The organism is Acinetobacter sp. CAU_H_29a_1 (assembly GCF_058599505.1).
Map to the genome: position 1 here is coordinate 1,567,513 of NZ_CM178655.1, position 13,262 is coordinate 1,580,774.

The following is a 13,262-nucleotide window of genomic DNA, read 5'->3' on the forward strand; positions in this document are numbered from 1 at the left end:
GGTTTAGCGAGCTAAATTTTTAAACACGTGTTTTAAGCTTTCCATCATTTTTTCAATTTGCAAAGGTGTTAAGCCTTCAAATGATTGCTCAAGCACAACACTGGTGAGATCATTAATCTTATTGGTCATTTCAACACCTTTTTCGGTGAGAAGAACACGGGTAATACGTGCATCATCTTCACAAGAATAAGTTTCAACCAATCCTTCATCCTTTAAGCGATAAACAATTTTGGTGGTTGTCGACATTTTAGAGACCACCATGTCAGATAAATCAGAAACACTGGCATGTGGCTTTGAGTTTAGAGCCAGTAAAATACGACGACGTGAGTTATCTAAACCATACTTTTTTAAAGCGTGATCGACATTGAGTACATACTGTGCATGTACTTGCGTTACCCAGTAAAATGGAAAACTTTCTAAAGAAAAATCTTCAGAACCTGGTAGGAACTTACTGTACTTTTTGGTCATGTGACGGATTCCCCGTGAATCGTATTTTTATTTTATAGATCATTTGAACACATTTTATGTGAACACTCATACACTTATCAATACAAAATTACTGGATTTGTCATCATAAAGGAAATCTGTTAATGGATAGTCTTTGCCAGTAATTAAGAAAAGTTAAGCGTGGCTGTTTAAAAGAGACAGGGTATAGCCGTCTTTATCTTGATGGAAGCTCACAATACTTTGTGCAAATTGTAAAACTTCATCTTCGACTTCAGCATTCTGGTGAGAATCTAAAGAGAGTTTAGCCATGGGAACACCGTCCTGTAGAACGATAGGCAAGTGCATTTCAAACTTTTGGTTATTATGCGAAACCACAACTTTAACTTGATGCTGATCAAATGAGGAGTCTAAATGCAGATATGCGCCTTCATAGCTAGTATTGGCAAGCATTTTTGACGTCTTATTGAAGGTCAATGCTTTTTCATTGTTCATAGCGATGAATCCTGTCTTCGATTACTTTGATCGGATTGTCAATCCGCGCATCCTTGGTTTGGGTAATTGACCACTTTTACAACAATGCTGGTCGTGTTTCATTTTAGTGAAAAAAATGGATTTGTGAACTAGTGTTTTTAACAAAAAGTGTCATTTATAGAAATCATAAATGTAGTGAATTGATATTTTTTAACTATTATTAAAATAAATAATTAAATAAAAACAATAAATTGTGTTTTATTTGAGATGTGTTTAATTAGAAAAACTAAAAAATGACCGTGGAGTCTAATCTTTATAGAATGCGACAATTGGCATTAAGTGACAAAATTTCGAACAGAGATTTCGATATTTTTATGTATTTTTTGCATAATAAGTGGTCGAATATTAAAAATTTGTTAAAAACCATAAAAAAATTATTACAAACCAAACATCTCAGGCATAATTATTTCATCTTTAGTTGAACAGGTCACAAATATGGATCCGTCGCCGCGCAGGTCTATGCTTTTAAAACAGAAACATAATTCTGGGGTAATAAAATAATGGAATTTTTATTAGATCCGGGAATATGGGTAAGTTTACTTACGCTTATTATATTAGAAATTGTTTTAGGTATTGATAACCTAGTCTTTATTGCCATTTTGGCTGAAAAACTTCCCCCTGAGCAACGCGATAAAGCGCGTGTCATTGGTCTTTCGCTTGCACTTTTAATGCGCTTGGGCTTGTTGTTTATCATCACTTGGTTAGTCACGTTGACTCGACCGCTGATTACTGTCTTAGATTGGACATTCTCTGGGCGAGATCTGATTCTTTTATTTGGTGGCTTATTCCTAGTCTATAAAGCCGTTACCGAATTGCATGAAAAAATTGAAGGTAAGCCCGAAGTTAAGTTGACCACCAATGTGGTCTACGCAGGTTTCACCGCAGTTGTGGCACAGATTGTGATCCTTGACGCGGTGTTCTCACTGGATTCGGTGATTACCGCGATTGGTATGGTCGACAACATTAATGTGATGATGGTGGCTATGGTCGTTGCCATGGTGGTCATGCTGTTGGCGTCAAAACCATTAATGACTTTTGTAAATCGTCATCCGACTGTGGTCATCTTGTGTTTAAGCTTCTTACTGTTGATTGGTATCAGCCTGATTGCGGAAGGTTTCGGCTTCCACATTCCTAAAGGTTATATCTATTCGGGTATTGGTGTTGCCATTGCGATTGAAGCCTTTAACCAATTTGGTGAGCGCAATGCGGCAAAACATGAAGCGAAAATTCCATTGCGTCATCGTACTGCGGATTCTATTTTGAAACTCATGGGTGGCAAGCTCCAAGCTGAAGACCCTGATCAGCTTCAAGCGCAAGAAACTTTTGCGGATGAAGAGCGTTATATGATTGGCGGTGTACTGACATTGGCTGAACGTTCGGTCGCGTCGATCATGACACCGCGTAGTCAAATTTCGTGGGTCAATCTTGATGATTCACCTGAGAAAATTCGTGAACAGGTACTGTCTGTGCCGCACAGTTTATTTCCTGTGTGCCGCGGTAGTTTGGATAAAGTGATCAGTATTGCGCGCGCCAAAGAATTGCTTGATGTCTTAGATGATGAAGAGCAATTAAAAGACCTGATCAAACGTCATCGTCCAATTTACATTTTTGAAAAAATGAAAGTTATTGATGCGATAAATACGCTAAGAACGTCTAAAGGTTCATTGGTCTTGGTGAGCGATGAGTTTGGTAATGTGCAGGGCCTTGTTTCACCACTTGACGTATTTGAAGCGATTGCTGGTGAATTCCCCGATGCCGATGAGCAACTTGATTTGGTGAAGGTTGATGATCAGACGTGGAAGGCGACAGGCATGCTGGATTTATATCAGTTGGAACTGGAACTCGGGATGATCGACTTAGTTGAAGAAGATGCTGGCTATATCAGTGTTGCAGGTTTAATCCTAGATAAAACTCACGGTGATGTACACGTTGGAACTCAACTGGACTATCGAGGTGTTCACTTTGAAGTACTTGAATTAGATTCAAACCGAATTAAGACAGTAAATATTACTTATCGTACTGCTTAATCATGCAAAATAGATTGTGAGAAAAATGTCAGCCTCGTGCTGGCATTTTTTCTGCTTATAAAATAAGCGCTATGCACTTAAATAAAAAGCAGTTATTCTATGCCCGCAATTTGGCTGTCGTATTTGGTCCTTGACGCTATCGGTTTGGTGAAGACAGTTTTTTCTATCCCTGTGATCATCAAAGCATTGCATTTAGACTATAGCAGTAAAACAAGTGATCAAAATAAGAACGGAAACACTTCATGCAACTTATGGAAAAGGTCGTTGATTTTAAAAAGCTTTCAGTAGAGAAAAAACAAGTACTATTTGAAGAGCTTGAAAATTTTGATCGACAAATTTTCCCAAATGCAATCCCAGCAGAACTGCATCAACCCTTATATATTCTTAGCTCGCGTGCAGCTTTTTTACCTGACTACCGAAATCAAAACAGAACACTTTTATCTGCAATTCGAGTAACTTTAGGTTATCGTTTAAAATATCCTACGCGTCAGTTATGGTTTGTTTCGAGTTTGATGCAGCCAAAAGTATATCGGCTGTTTGCTTCACGTTCAAAACGTTTTTATCCACGTGCAGAAGTGCCAATGCCTGAGGATTATTTACAGGTTCTTGATCTCATACAAAACCGTCATGTGAATGTGCAACAGCGCAGTGATGATGTGTTTGTGCATCCATGTGTACTGCCGCAGACCACGCCTGAACAATTGATTCGGCTTCGAAATCGAGCCAGTCGTCATATCAACTTTTATATGCAACATACGCCTGATTATTTTATTGGTATGGGCTTAATGTGCATTTGTAAATTAGATTTGTTGACTCTGCTAGAAGCGGCGATGAACGTGTTTTTAGGGCGAGAAGTTGCCTAAGCAGCAACCCTCGCCATGCTTTATTTAGGCTGAGGTATGGATAAGCTGTATATCCGCATATTCATAAATGGTTTCAGCTTTCATTTGATGAATTTGATCCATAAACGCTACATTAAAACTTCCTGTGCTTTGGCTTCGGGCATAAGCAAGTTGCCCCGCAATGGCAAAGTGGACATGCGCAGACAGCGCTGCAATGACAGGATTGGTGACTGCGCTATAGGCTGCGATCAAGGCACCAAGGGCACAACCCGTAGCTGTAATTTTGGGTTGTAAATGCGAACCACCATTGACTTGGATTACAGCATCAAGTTGTTTTGAGAGAATATAGTCAGACTCGCCAGAAATGGCAATGACTTCAGCCTGTGCTAAAAGTGTTTTTGCTTGATGGTAGACATCGGCACTGCTTGCTGTACTGTCAACGCCTTTGGTTTCGATCTGGTTCCCTGCAAGTGTGCTGATTTCCGATGCATTGCCACGAATAACGGTGGGTTGAAAAGCTAAAAGCTGATCTACCATTTCAGAGCGCCATTTTAAAAATGGCCCATATCCTACAGGGTCTAATACCCAAGGTATGTTTTGCTGCTGTGCGGTTTGTGCCGAGATTTGCATGGCTTGCATTTGTTCAGATGTCGGTGTACCTAGGTTAATACTGAGCGCTGCACTAATACGGGTGAAACTTTCCGCCTCAAAGGGATTATCAATCATGGCAGGTGAGGCCCCCGCAGCCAATAAAACGTTCGCTGCATAATTGGCAGCCACACTGTTGGTGATACATTGCACCAAAGGTTGTTGCGTTTGCAGGGCAGTCCAAGCTTCAGCAACATATGCCACCAAGACATCGGTTTGGTCTTGAATCGATTGTTTTGTGTTAAGCAAGGACAGGTCTAAAAGCTGGGTCATAGTGGGTGCCCTTATTTGGTGAAATAGTGGTCTTGATGCTTACATTTGCGACAAAATAAAGTCACATATTGGTCAGCATCATAGTCTACAGTGAGTTCATTTGAACCGCAGTACATACAGCGTTTTTGTGAATAGAAGCTTAAACGTGGTTCAATTTTTTGCCATGAACGAGAGATAGGCTGGAAGAAAATGGCTTCGTCATAGCCTAAAAAGCGGAAAAATAAGACTTCGCTCATTTTGCTGAATGGTAGGTTATGCGGTCGAGGCAGCGTTGAAGTTTCCCATTTTTCAGCCACACTGCGTTCACGGTATTGTTGTAAAGTTTTTTTCAACAAGTTGGTGTTAATAAAGTTTTCATTTCTGGGTTGTAAGGCTTTCCGTTGATATAAATACTCCAATGCAGTTTGGATTAAATAATAAATTTGTCCGACTGCGAGTACATCGAGTAAACGATAACAAATCACTTGGAAACTGTTATTTCCCGCAATTTGAATGCCCCAAGTACGGCAGTAAAACTGCATAAATTGGATAATTTCCTGATAGAGCAATTGGTACAAGGCATTTTTGACTTCATCCGCGGTCTTAAAAGGCACACCAAGGCTAAGATTTTCATAAAACCAATAACGTAATTGCTGCGTAACACTAAATAGGCTAGGTTCAGAATAGCCGTCCAAACGTACATTAATATAATACTGATGGGCTTCACTGGCAAAATCTTTGGCAACGAGGATTTGTTCTTTTACCAATTGTTTGACGAGACTATTTTGAAACAGATAATTGGGGGTGATGCTAAAATATTTGATCTGTTCCCAATCAATAAATTCTTGATGTTGTGTATGTTCTTGTGCGTAGTCATCTAACAGGGACAATAAAAATAATTTATGCATAAAACTGAGTTGACCCAGTTCAAACTCATAAATGTCCTTGGTTTTGGTTTTGGATTTACGCTGTTCTTGCTGACGAGTTTCTTTCAATATTTTTTTGCGCTGTGCTAAGCAACTGTCGCAGTGGCAATTTAGATTTGAATTGCTAAAAACACGATGTTGGCAGTGGCTACATTCATGAAAGTTAATTTCTTTGTCGTATTGTTCAGCATCCACCCAAAACATGGCCGCCTGACAAAGTGGACAAGGCGTGCTTTCATCAAGTTGTTTGTGCAAAATTTGAAGCGACATAAGATGAATTTGAAACTCAGGATTTTATCAAATTATACACGCTAAAATTTCAGAAAGGCGTTGTAAATTGCAGTGTAATTGAACAAGCAGAGGTGCTTTGTAAACACTAGACGGGTGAAGCAACGCAGTGGCGAATATAGGGCGAAAAAAATACGGCATGCACCGTATTTTTTGTAGAAGTAGAATTTAAACGGGGCAAGGTAGAGAGTCATGTTCCATACCTAATTTTTTAGCTTCAATCATGGCTTGAACTTTTTTGCTTGGCAATTTTTTACTCCCCAGTGTGTCGTAGTGATTTAAAATGCTGCTGACATCGTGGGCTTGTAAAGGCATTCCTTCACAGCTCATGAACAGGGCAATGACTTTATGATCAATTTTTGCAGCATGCATTGCTTGCAGCATTTTTATATTTTCGACGCGGACGATATGGTCTTTTAAGTACATCTCACACCTCTATTTGTTTTGCTTAAGTTTTATCATGCGCTATGCATATTTAGATACAAGCAAAAACTGTGCACAAAATGTAGCCGATTTGAAAATTAAGTTAGATATTTGAAAAGAGCTGGCTTTATATTTTATCGATGTCTTTAAGTTTCTCAGCGTTTGAATGGCGGAGAGCTAATGGTACTGAGCAAGTCTAAAGGCTGGTGCAAATATTGCTATACAAGCACGGCACGATAAGGGCGTTGACTGTTTCTTATTCACTTGGTGCAATCATATGAGCGGGATAAGACAAATAGAATTGAAAAGCCTATTCAACGTGCCCATATAAATATCATTCAACATACACAGACAGCATGGCAAACTTGTCGTATGATCAAAACATACACAATATAAAGCTGTAGACCAATAGCATTAGGACATGACATGAATATTGCGGCAAATCCAATTATTGAAGCAGATCAAACCGTCTATTTAAAAGACTATCAAAAACCATCTTTTTTAGTAGACAGCATTCACCTCGATATTCAAGTCTATGATGAGCATAGCCAAGTTGATGCTGTACTGGAGCTGACGCGCCAAACTGAGGGTGATTTGGTTTTACTTGGGCGTGATTTAGAGCTGAAAAGTTTGGTGCTGAATGGTCAGCAACTCAGCCAAAAGCAATATGTGCTTGATACTGAGCAGTTGGTGATTCGTAATGCACCAAATCAGATCAAGCTTGAGACATCGGTGATCATTCATCCTGAGTCAAATACACAACTTGAAGGCTTATACCAAGCCGCATCAGATTTGTTTGTTACCCAAAATGAGCCTGAAGGATTCCGTAAAATTACCTTTTACCCAGACCGTCCTGATGTCCTTTCAGTTTTCACCACACGTGTAGAAGCCGATAAAAAATATCCAGTGCTCCTTGCCAATGGTAACTTGATTGAAGCGGGCGAGGCAGGCGAAGGTCGTCACTATACCATTTGGCAAGATCCAACCAAAAAACCAGCGTATTTGTTTGCTTGTGTGATTGGTGATTTGGCGGTTTTAAAAGATCGTTATGTGACCTCTGAAGGCCGTGATGTGGCTTTGGAAATTTATGCCGAAGAAAAAGATATTCCGAAATGTCATATTGCGATGGAAGCCTTAAAGCATTCAATGCGTTGGGATGAAGAACACTATGGTCGTCCCTATGATTTAGACAACTATATGATTGTGGCTACCAGTGCTTTCAACATGGGTGCGATGGAAAATAAAGGTCTCAACATTTTTAACACGTCATGTGTTTTGGCAGATGAAGAATATACGACAGATGCCGCGATCATGCGTGTACAGTCGGTCATTGCCCATGAATACTTCCATAACTGGACAGGTAACCGCATTACTTGCCGTGATTGGTTCCAATTGTGTTTAAAAGAAGGCTTAACGGTTTTCCGTGATCAATCTTTCTCAGAAGATTTGCAGTCTGCTGCGGTTCAACGTATTGACGATGTTGCGGTACTCAAAGCGCATCAGTTCCCAGAAGATTCAGGCCCATTGTCTCATCCACCGCGTCCAGACCATTTTGTGGAAATCAATAACTTTTATACTGCAACGGTCTATGAAAAAGGTGCGGAAATTAACCGCATGATGGCAACCTTATTAGGCAAAGAAAAATTCCGTAAAGGAACTGATGAATACTTTGAACGCCATGATGGTCAAGCCGTGACCGTTGAAGACTGGGTAGCTGCTTTAACCGCAGGTTCAGGCGTAGATTTATCCAACTTCTTAACATGGTATAACCAACCGGGTACACCAAAGTTAGAAGCGGAAGGTCATTATGATGCTGCTGCACAAACTTATACCTTAAATTTTAAGCAAAGTTTAAAAGCACATCCTAAGTATCCGAATCTAAAAGCTGTTCCAATCCCTGTCGCTTTAGCGCTGTTCGATGCTGCAACAGGTGAGCAATTGGTTTTAAACTCAGACAATTTATTTGAAAATGCCGTCAAAGACGGTGTGTATCTTTTCGATCAAGATCAAGCCAGCATTGTGTTTAGCGGTTTAAGCACGAAACCTGTCGTGTCATTACTGCGTAATTTTTCTGCGCCCGTCAACTTAGAATTTAACTATACCGATGAAGAGTTGGCGTTCCTGATTCAATACGAAAACAATGGTTTTAACCAATGGCAAGCAACGCAAAAGCTGCTTGAGCGTATTTTACTCAATGGTCATGATGCGCATATTTATATTCAAGCCATTAAAAACACACTGCCAGATCTTGTTGAACAAGATCCACTCTTGGCATCACGTTTATTTGATGTACCAAGTGAAGGTTATTTGGGTAGTCGTATCGACACTGACTACGAACCAGCGAAGATTAAAGAACAGCGTAATGCTTTAATTGAAAAACTAGCACGTGAGTTAGGTGAGTTCTGTAAAGACACTTATTTGGCTTTAGACCCAGATTTGCAAAAAGAGTTCTCACAAGCCATGGGTGTCCGTGCGCTGAAAAACATCATGCTCAGTATGATGGCGCGTCAAGGTGATGAAACCGCTTTTGAGCTGGCATATCAGCAATATGAAGCTACAGCCAATATGTCTGAACGTTTAGGTGCCCTACGTGTCTTGGTTTGGAATGATGCACCGCAAGCAGAAGCGGCTTTACGTGACTTTTATCTACGTTTTAAAGATGAGGCTTTGTCACTAGATCAGTGGTTCACACTTCAAGCGGCACATCCTTGTGCTACGACGGAAACCATTCAATACCTCACTTCTCATGTCGATTATGATTTGGGCGTGCCGAACCGTATTCGTTCTGTGAGTGGTGGCTTAAATGCAAACCCAGTGAACACATGGAGTTTTGGTGTGGATCATTTCATTGGACTGGCAAAATATTTAGATGAGAAAAACCCAATAGTTGGTTCTCGTTTACTTCAGGTTTTGTCACGTTGGTACACATTGGCAGAGCCACAGCGTAGCGAAGTGAAAGCGAAGCTTGAGGCTTTAAAACCACAAGTGAAATCTAAAAATGTCAGTGAAACTTTAAGCAGTATGTTAAGTATTTAACTGATCTTCGCATAAAAAAAAGCCAGTCAGTAGACTGGCTTTTTTTTATGCGAACTGAAGAATGACAGCATGAAGAGCTCACATTGGTATTTTTCTAAATAATGAACATTCATGTGAATAGTGTGAATTGAATCGCATTTTATGGGTATAATGTTATGGCATAACAGATGATTAGCTCAATATTCTGTATTTTTTCGGCTTCTGTATACAGGCTATTGGGCACACAAACATGTAGAGTGTAAACAGATATGTTAGTTAAAATTGAAGATGGGTTTTATTTAAATACCGTTCATATTATTGCTATTCGTATTGCGAAAAGTGCTGAACTGGGAACATTTCAAGTCAATGTTGAATATAGCCCGCATAACCATCAGGCTTCGGGGTTATTTCAAAAAACTTTTATGCAACAGTCGGCAGCAGAGCATTATTTGCAAAATTTGCATCAGCAGATTAGTAAAAGCTAATAAAGTGAACAAGTTCTGCCAAACAAAAAAAGACTGCTTCGGCAGTCTTTTTTGTTTAAAACAATACTTAAACTTTTACGATCAGCACAGGTATCGGAGACTGTGTGAGAACATTTTGCGCCACACTACCTAACATCATCTTTTTAAAGCCTGTACGGCCATGTGAGCCCATCAAAATCAGGTCTGCACCGACTTCATCGGCCACATGAATAATACCTTCAGAAGGAGAGATGCCGCGAATCACTTTGGTATCCACCTCAATTTCATCACGGTCAAATGAGAGCTTTACTTCGGCTAAACGTTCTTGAGCGACTTTTTCAGCATGTAGGAAATAGTCGGTGATGGCTGGTGCAACTTTATAGAAGTCGACACCGACAAATGGATCGACCGCAATCACACTCATGAGCGTTACACGACTATTTAAATCTTTGGCCAACTCAAGTGCTTGTTCAACAGCAGCATAAGACATCGGGGATTCATCGACGGCAACCAAAATGTGTTTGTAGCTCATTATTTTCTCCTTAAGGGTACGTCTTTTTGCAGTACATGCGAAATCAGCTCACATAAAGACGCGTTATGGTTGATTAAGCTTTAACAATGAGAACTGGGAGCTCAGTAGACTTGAGAACATCTTGAGCAAAGCTGCCTAATAGGAATTTTTGAAAGCCTTTACGGCCATGTGAACCCATCACAATCAAGTCATTTTTTAGTGAAGCGGCTGCTTCGACCACAGCATCTTCAGAGACTTCACCTTTGATGATTTTAGACTGAGCTGTCACACCTTGTTCTTGTGCAATTTGAACCGCATCCTGAAGGGCTTTCTCAGCATTGTTGTAGGCTTGTATGAAATAGTCTTTCATGATTGGAGAAGTATAGTAAAAATCAGCATCTTTGAGTGGGTCTTCAGCGACTAAGCTAATTAATGTGAGTTGACTGTCAAAAACTTTGGCAATTTCAGCCGCTTGTTTCACCGCAGAAAAAGAAATTTGTGAACCGTCAACAGGGACTAAAATATGTTGGTAAGCCATCAGAGGGACTCCTTTTTGTATAAGATTTAGTTCTTAATTTATTGATAACACACTGCCATTAAATGTTCAATTTTGATCGGGCTAAAAATTGAAAATTCATGAAATTTAAAGAAAATAATTCAAAAAACAGCCAATTTACGTGTCCAAAATGTTGAGTAAAAAACTCAAGTTTCAGATTTAAAGCAATATTCTTTAAAAGGTGCTTCTAGTGTTTAAATGAGGCTGAAATGAGACCTGTTTAATCATGCGGTGTGATAGAGATTGTATTAGAATCATTTGAAAAAAGGGGAGAGCCGAACAGTATGATTTTTCAATCAATAATAAAAGTACTTAGTACTGTTTTCATGATTGTGCTATTGAGCGCGTGTCAAAGTGTAGAAAAGAACACCAAACTGATTGCGGGTACATTTAACACAGCAACCAGTATTCAAATGAAAATGCTGGATCGTTTTGCTCCTCCCGATGTCATCGTACATAATAATATTCCATATCAAGCTAGTCCTGAGCTGAATGTTGACATCTATCAACCCCAAAATATTGAGCAATTAAACACAGTGCCCACGGTGGTTTGGATTCATGGCGGCGGGTGGGTTTCGGGGTCAAAAGAGCATGCGCGAGGTTATTTCAAACTTTTGGCCAATCAAGGCTTTAACGTGGTCTCGGTAGAGTATCAGTTTGCACCTGAGGCTATTTATCCCACTCAGTTACAGCAAGTCGATCATGCACTGAATTTCTTACAATTGAATGCTGCTCAGTATCATATTAACCCGAACCAGCTGTATCTAGCAGGAGACTCTGCTGGAGCCAATATTGCCAGTCATTATGCTGCACTTTTGACGAATCCCGCATTTGCTCAAGCATCCAATTTTAAGCCGAGCATTCAGCCGAAACAGCTTAAAGGGCTAATTTTGCATTGTGGTATTTATGACTTATATCGCTTTGTGAACACCGCTCCTGAGGAACTCAGGTTCATTGAATGGGGCGTTTATAACTTGGTTCAAGCGTATACAGGAGAGCGTAAAGAGGATGCAGCTTTTTTAAAGTCGATTTCAACCAGTGAACATATTACATCACAGTATCCACCTGTCTTTATCAGTGGGGGAAATAAAGACTTTTTAACCAAGAGCCAGTCTTTACCTTTCGTCGAGGTGTTGAAGCTGCATCAAGTTGCAGTCACGGAAGCTTTTTATCCAGACTCTAAGGAGTTTTTGGTGCATGAATATCAGTTCATGATGAGCAAACAAGCGAGTCAGATCACCTTTGATCGAACCATTGATTTTATAAAGCAAACCTCAAGGCCGACTGAAACAAAATAAAAAAGTATACAGAAAGACTTGTTTAGTTTTTGCTATTTTAATAACATACCGACCGATCGGTATGTTTATTGTTGAGTTTCTGATGAATCCTATATTAATGGCTTATGCTTTGCTGGCGATGGCAATTATTTCTGAAGTGATTGGTTCGACTTTTTTGGTAAAGTCGGAAGGTTTTACCAAGCTATTGCCTTCACTGGCGGTAGTAGTTTTATTTTCGTTGGCATTTTATTTATTGTCTCAAGTGATTAAAGTGATTCCATTGGGTATTGCTTATGCGATTTGGGCGGGTGTTGGTATTGTTTTAACCGCTCTGATTGGTTACTTTGTTTTCCGACAAAGTCTAGATTTCGCAGCAATGATCGGTATTGCACTGATTGTTTCTGGTGTGGTCGTAATTAACTTATTTTCAAACTCAACAGGGCATTAAGTTCGATGCAACAAGCAAGTCCACGTAAAAAGGCACCGGAACAGGTTCGCCAAAGTATTCTACAACATGCGATCTGTTTGGCTGCTGAAAAAGGCGTGACTGGGGTTTCCATACAAGCAGTGGCTGATTTGGTTGGCGTGAGTAAGGGTGGTGTTTTTCATCATTTTCCAAACAAACAAAAGCTACTTGAAGCGATGGTTGTGGAAAAGCTTGAACAATTAGATCGTATTATTGATGAGTTGATTAGCCAAGACCGTGATCATTATGGTTGCTTTACCCGAGCCTATATCGAGATTACTTTGGAAAAGCAGGTGCTAGGCTTGGAGCATTCTTGGTCAGCTATTTCGATGATTATGCTGACGGATCGGACCTTTAATGAGTATTGGATTGAGTGGCTAGAAAAACGTTTAGCGCGACATCAGGATACAGATAATGATTTGGAGCTTAAAATTTTGCGCTATGCTGCAGATGGCATTTGGCTCACGGCATTTACTGAGGTGGAAAATTTGTCTGAGACCATGCAACTTAAGCAAGAATTGATTCAACGAAGTTATCAGCATTAATTTTTCAATTTAGCAATATTTGAAAATAAAAAAGCACCCATCGA

General features: G+C 39.8%; 14 protein-coding genes. 7 read left to right on the plus strand and 7 right to left on the minus strand.

The features are described 5' to 3' along the window. Window positions 1–3: 3 nt before the first annotated feature. Both AC4MDD_RS07720 and AC4MDD_RS07725 read right to left on the minus strand, forming a co-directional pair. On the minus strand, window positions 4–468 hold the full coding sequence (locus AC4MDD_RS07720; RefSeq protein ID WP_491882509.1) for a MarR family winged helix-turn-helix transcriptional regulator: 465 nt from the start codon (window positions 466–468) through the stop codon (window positions 4–6). Window positions 469–621: 153 nt separating this feature from the next. Then, a complete protein-coding gene (locus AC4MDD_RS07725; RefSeq protein ID WP_491882510.1) occupies window positions 622–939 on the minus strand; it encodes a hypothetical protein in 318 nt (105 codons plus the stop codon). A gap of 539 nt (window positions 940–1,478) precedes the next feature. Here AC4MDD_RS07725 and AC4MDD_RS07730 point away from each other — a divergent pair. Together AC4MDD_RS07730 and AC4MDD_RS07735 are read left to right on the plus strand one after the other, a co-directional pair. Then, entirely contained in the window at window positions 1,479–3,005 is a 1,527-nt protein-coding gene (locus AC4MDD_RS07730; RefSeq protein ID WP_004696888.1) for a TerC family protein, read from the plus strand. Window positions 3,006–3,247: 242 nt separating this feature from the next. Further along, window positions 3,248–3,868 (plus strand): hypothetical protein, encoded by a 621-nt coding sequence (locus AC4MDD_RS07735; protein WP_491882511.1) that lies wholly within the window; start codon window positions 3,248–3,250, stop codon window positions 3,866–3,868. A 24-nt stretch (window positions 3,869–3,892) separates the two neighbouring features. On the opposite strand, the gene thiM is transcribed toward AC4MDD_RS07735, so the two are convergent. From thiM to AC4MDD_RS07750, 3 genes are all read right to left on the minus strand, one after another. Further along, window positions 3,893–4,768: a hydroxyethylthiazole kinase gene (gene thiM / locus AC4MDD_RS07740; protein WP_491882512.1), complete on the minus strand. Its 876-nt coding sequence runs from the start codon at window positions 4,766–4,768 to the stop codon at window positions 3,893–3,895. 11 nt (window positions 4,769–4,779) lie between these two features. Next, on the minus strand, window positions 4,780–5,943 hold the full coding sequence (locus AC4MDD_RS07745) for a hypothetical protein (protein WP_491882513.1): 1,164 nt from the start codon (window positions 5,941–5,943) through the stop codon (window positions 4,780–4,782). 186 nt (window positions 5,944–6,129) lie between these two features. Next, entirely contained in the window at window positions 6,130–6,387 is a 258-nt protein-coding gene (locus tag AC4MDD_RS07750; RefSeq protein WP_279689963.1) for a hypothetical protein, read from the minus strand. Between the two features lie 423 nt (window positions 6,388–6,810). Here AC4MDD_RS07750 and pepN point away from each other — a divergent pair, with 423 nt between their 5' ends. Both pepN and AC4MDD_RS07760 read left to right on the plus strand, forming a co-directional pair. Next, window positions 6,811–9,420, plus strand: coding sequence for an aminopeptidase N (pepN, locus tag AC4MDD_RS07755; RefSeq protein WP_491882514.1), 2,610 nt, complete (start codon window positions 6,811–6,813; stop codon window positions 9,418–9,420). A 248-nt stretch (window positions 9,421–9,668) separates the two neighbouring features. Further along, window positions 9,669–9,884 (plus strand): hypothetical protein, encoded by a 216-nt coding sequence (locus tag AC4MDD_RS07760; RefSeq protein WP_004696898.1) that lies wholly within the window; start codon window positions 9,669–9,671, stop codon window positions 9,882–9,884. Between the two features lie 67 nt (window positions 9,885–9,951). On the opposite strand, the gene AC4MDD_RS07765 is transcribed toward AC4MDD_RS07760, so the two are convergent. Together AC4MDD_RS07765 and AC4MDD_RS07770 are read right to left on the minus strand one after the other, a co-directional pair. Then, window positions 9,952–10,395: a universal stress protein gene (locus tag AC4MDD_RS07765; protein WP_005401174.1), complete on the minus strand. Its 444-nt coding sequence runs from the start codon at window positions 10,393–10,395 to the stop codon at window positions 9,952–9,954. A 73-nt stretch (window positions 10,396–10,468) separates the two neighbouring features. Continuing rightward, window positions 10,469–10,912 carry a universal stress protein gene (locus tag AC4MDD_RS07770; RefSeq protein ID WP_178927977.1) on the minus strand — a complete coding sequence of 148 codons (444 nt, stop codon included), beginning with the start codon at window positions 10,910–10,912 and terminating at the stop codon, window positions 10,469–10,471. Window positions 10,913–11,214: 302 nt separating this feature from the next. Between AC4MDD_RS07770 and AC4MDD_RS07775 the strand changes: the two genes are divergently transcribed. From AC4MDD_RS07775 to AC4MDD_RS07785, 3 genes are all read left to right on the plus strand, one after another. Beyond that, window positions 11,215–12,228 (plus strand): alpha/beta hydrolase, encoded by a 1,014-nt coding sequence (locus AC4MDD_RS07775; RefSeq protein ID WP_491882515.1) that lies wholly within the window; start codon window positions 11,215–11,217, stop codon window positions 12,226–12,228. Between the two features lie 82 nt (window positions 12,229–12,310). Further along, window positions 12,311–12,655 (plus strand): DMT family transporter, encoded by a 345-nt coding sequence (locus tag AC4MDD_RS07780; protein WP_005401176.1) that lies wholly within the window; start codon window positions 12,311–12,313, stop codon window positions 12,653–12,655. Between the two features lie 5 nt (window positions 12,656–12,660). Continuing rightward, on the plus strand, window positions 12,661–13,218 hold the full coding sequence (locus AC4MDD_RS07785) for a TetR/AcrR family transcriptional regulator (protein ID WP_078425038.1): 558 nt from the start codon (window positions 12,661–12,663) through the stop codon (window positions 13,216–13,218). Window positions 13,219–13,262: the final 44 nt, after the last annotated feature.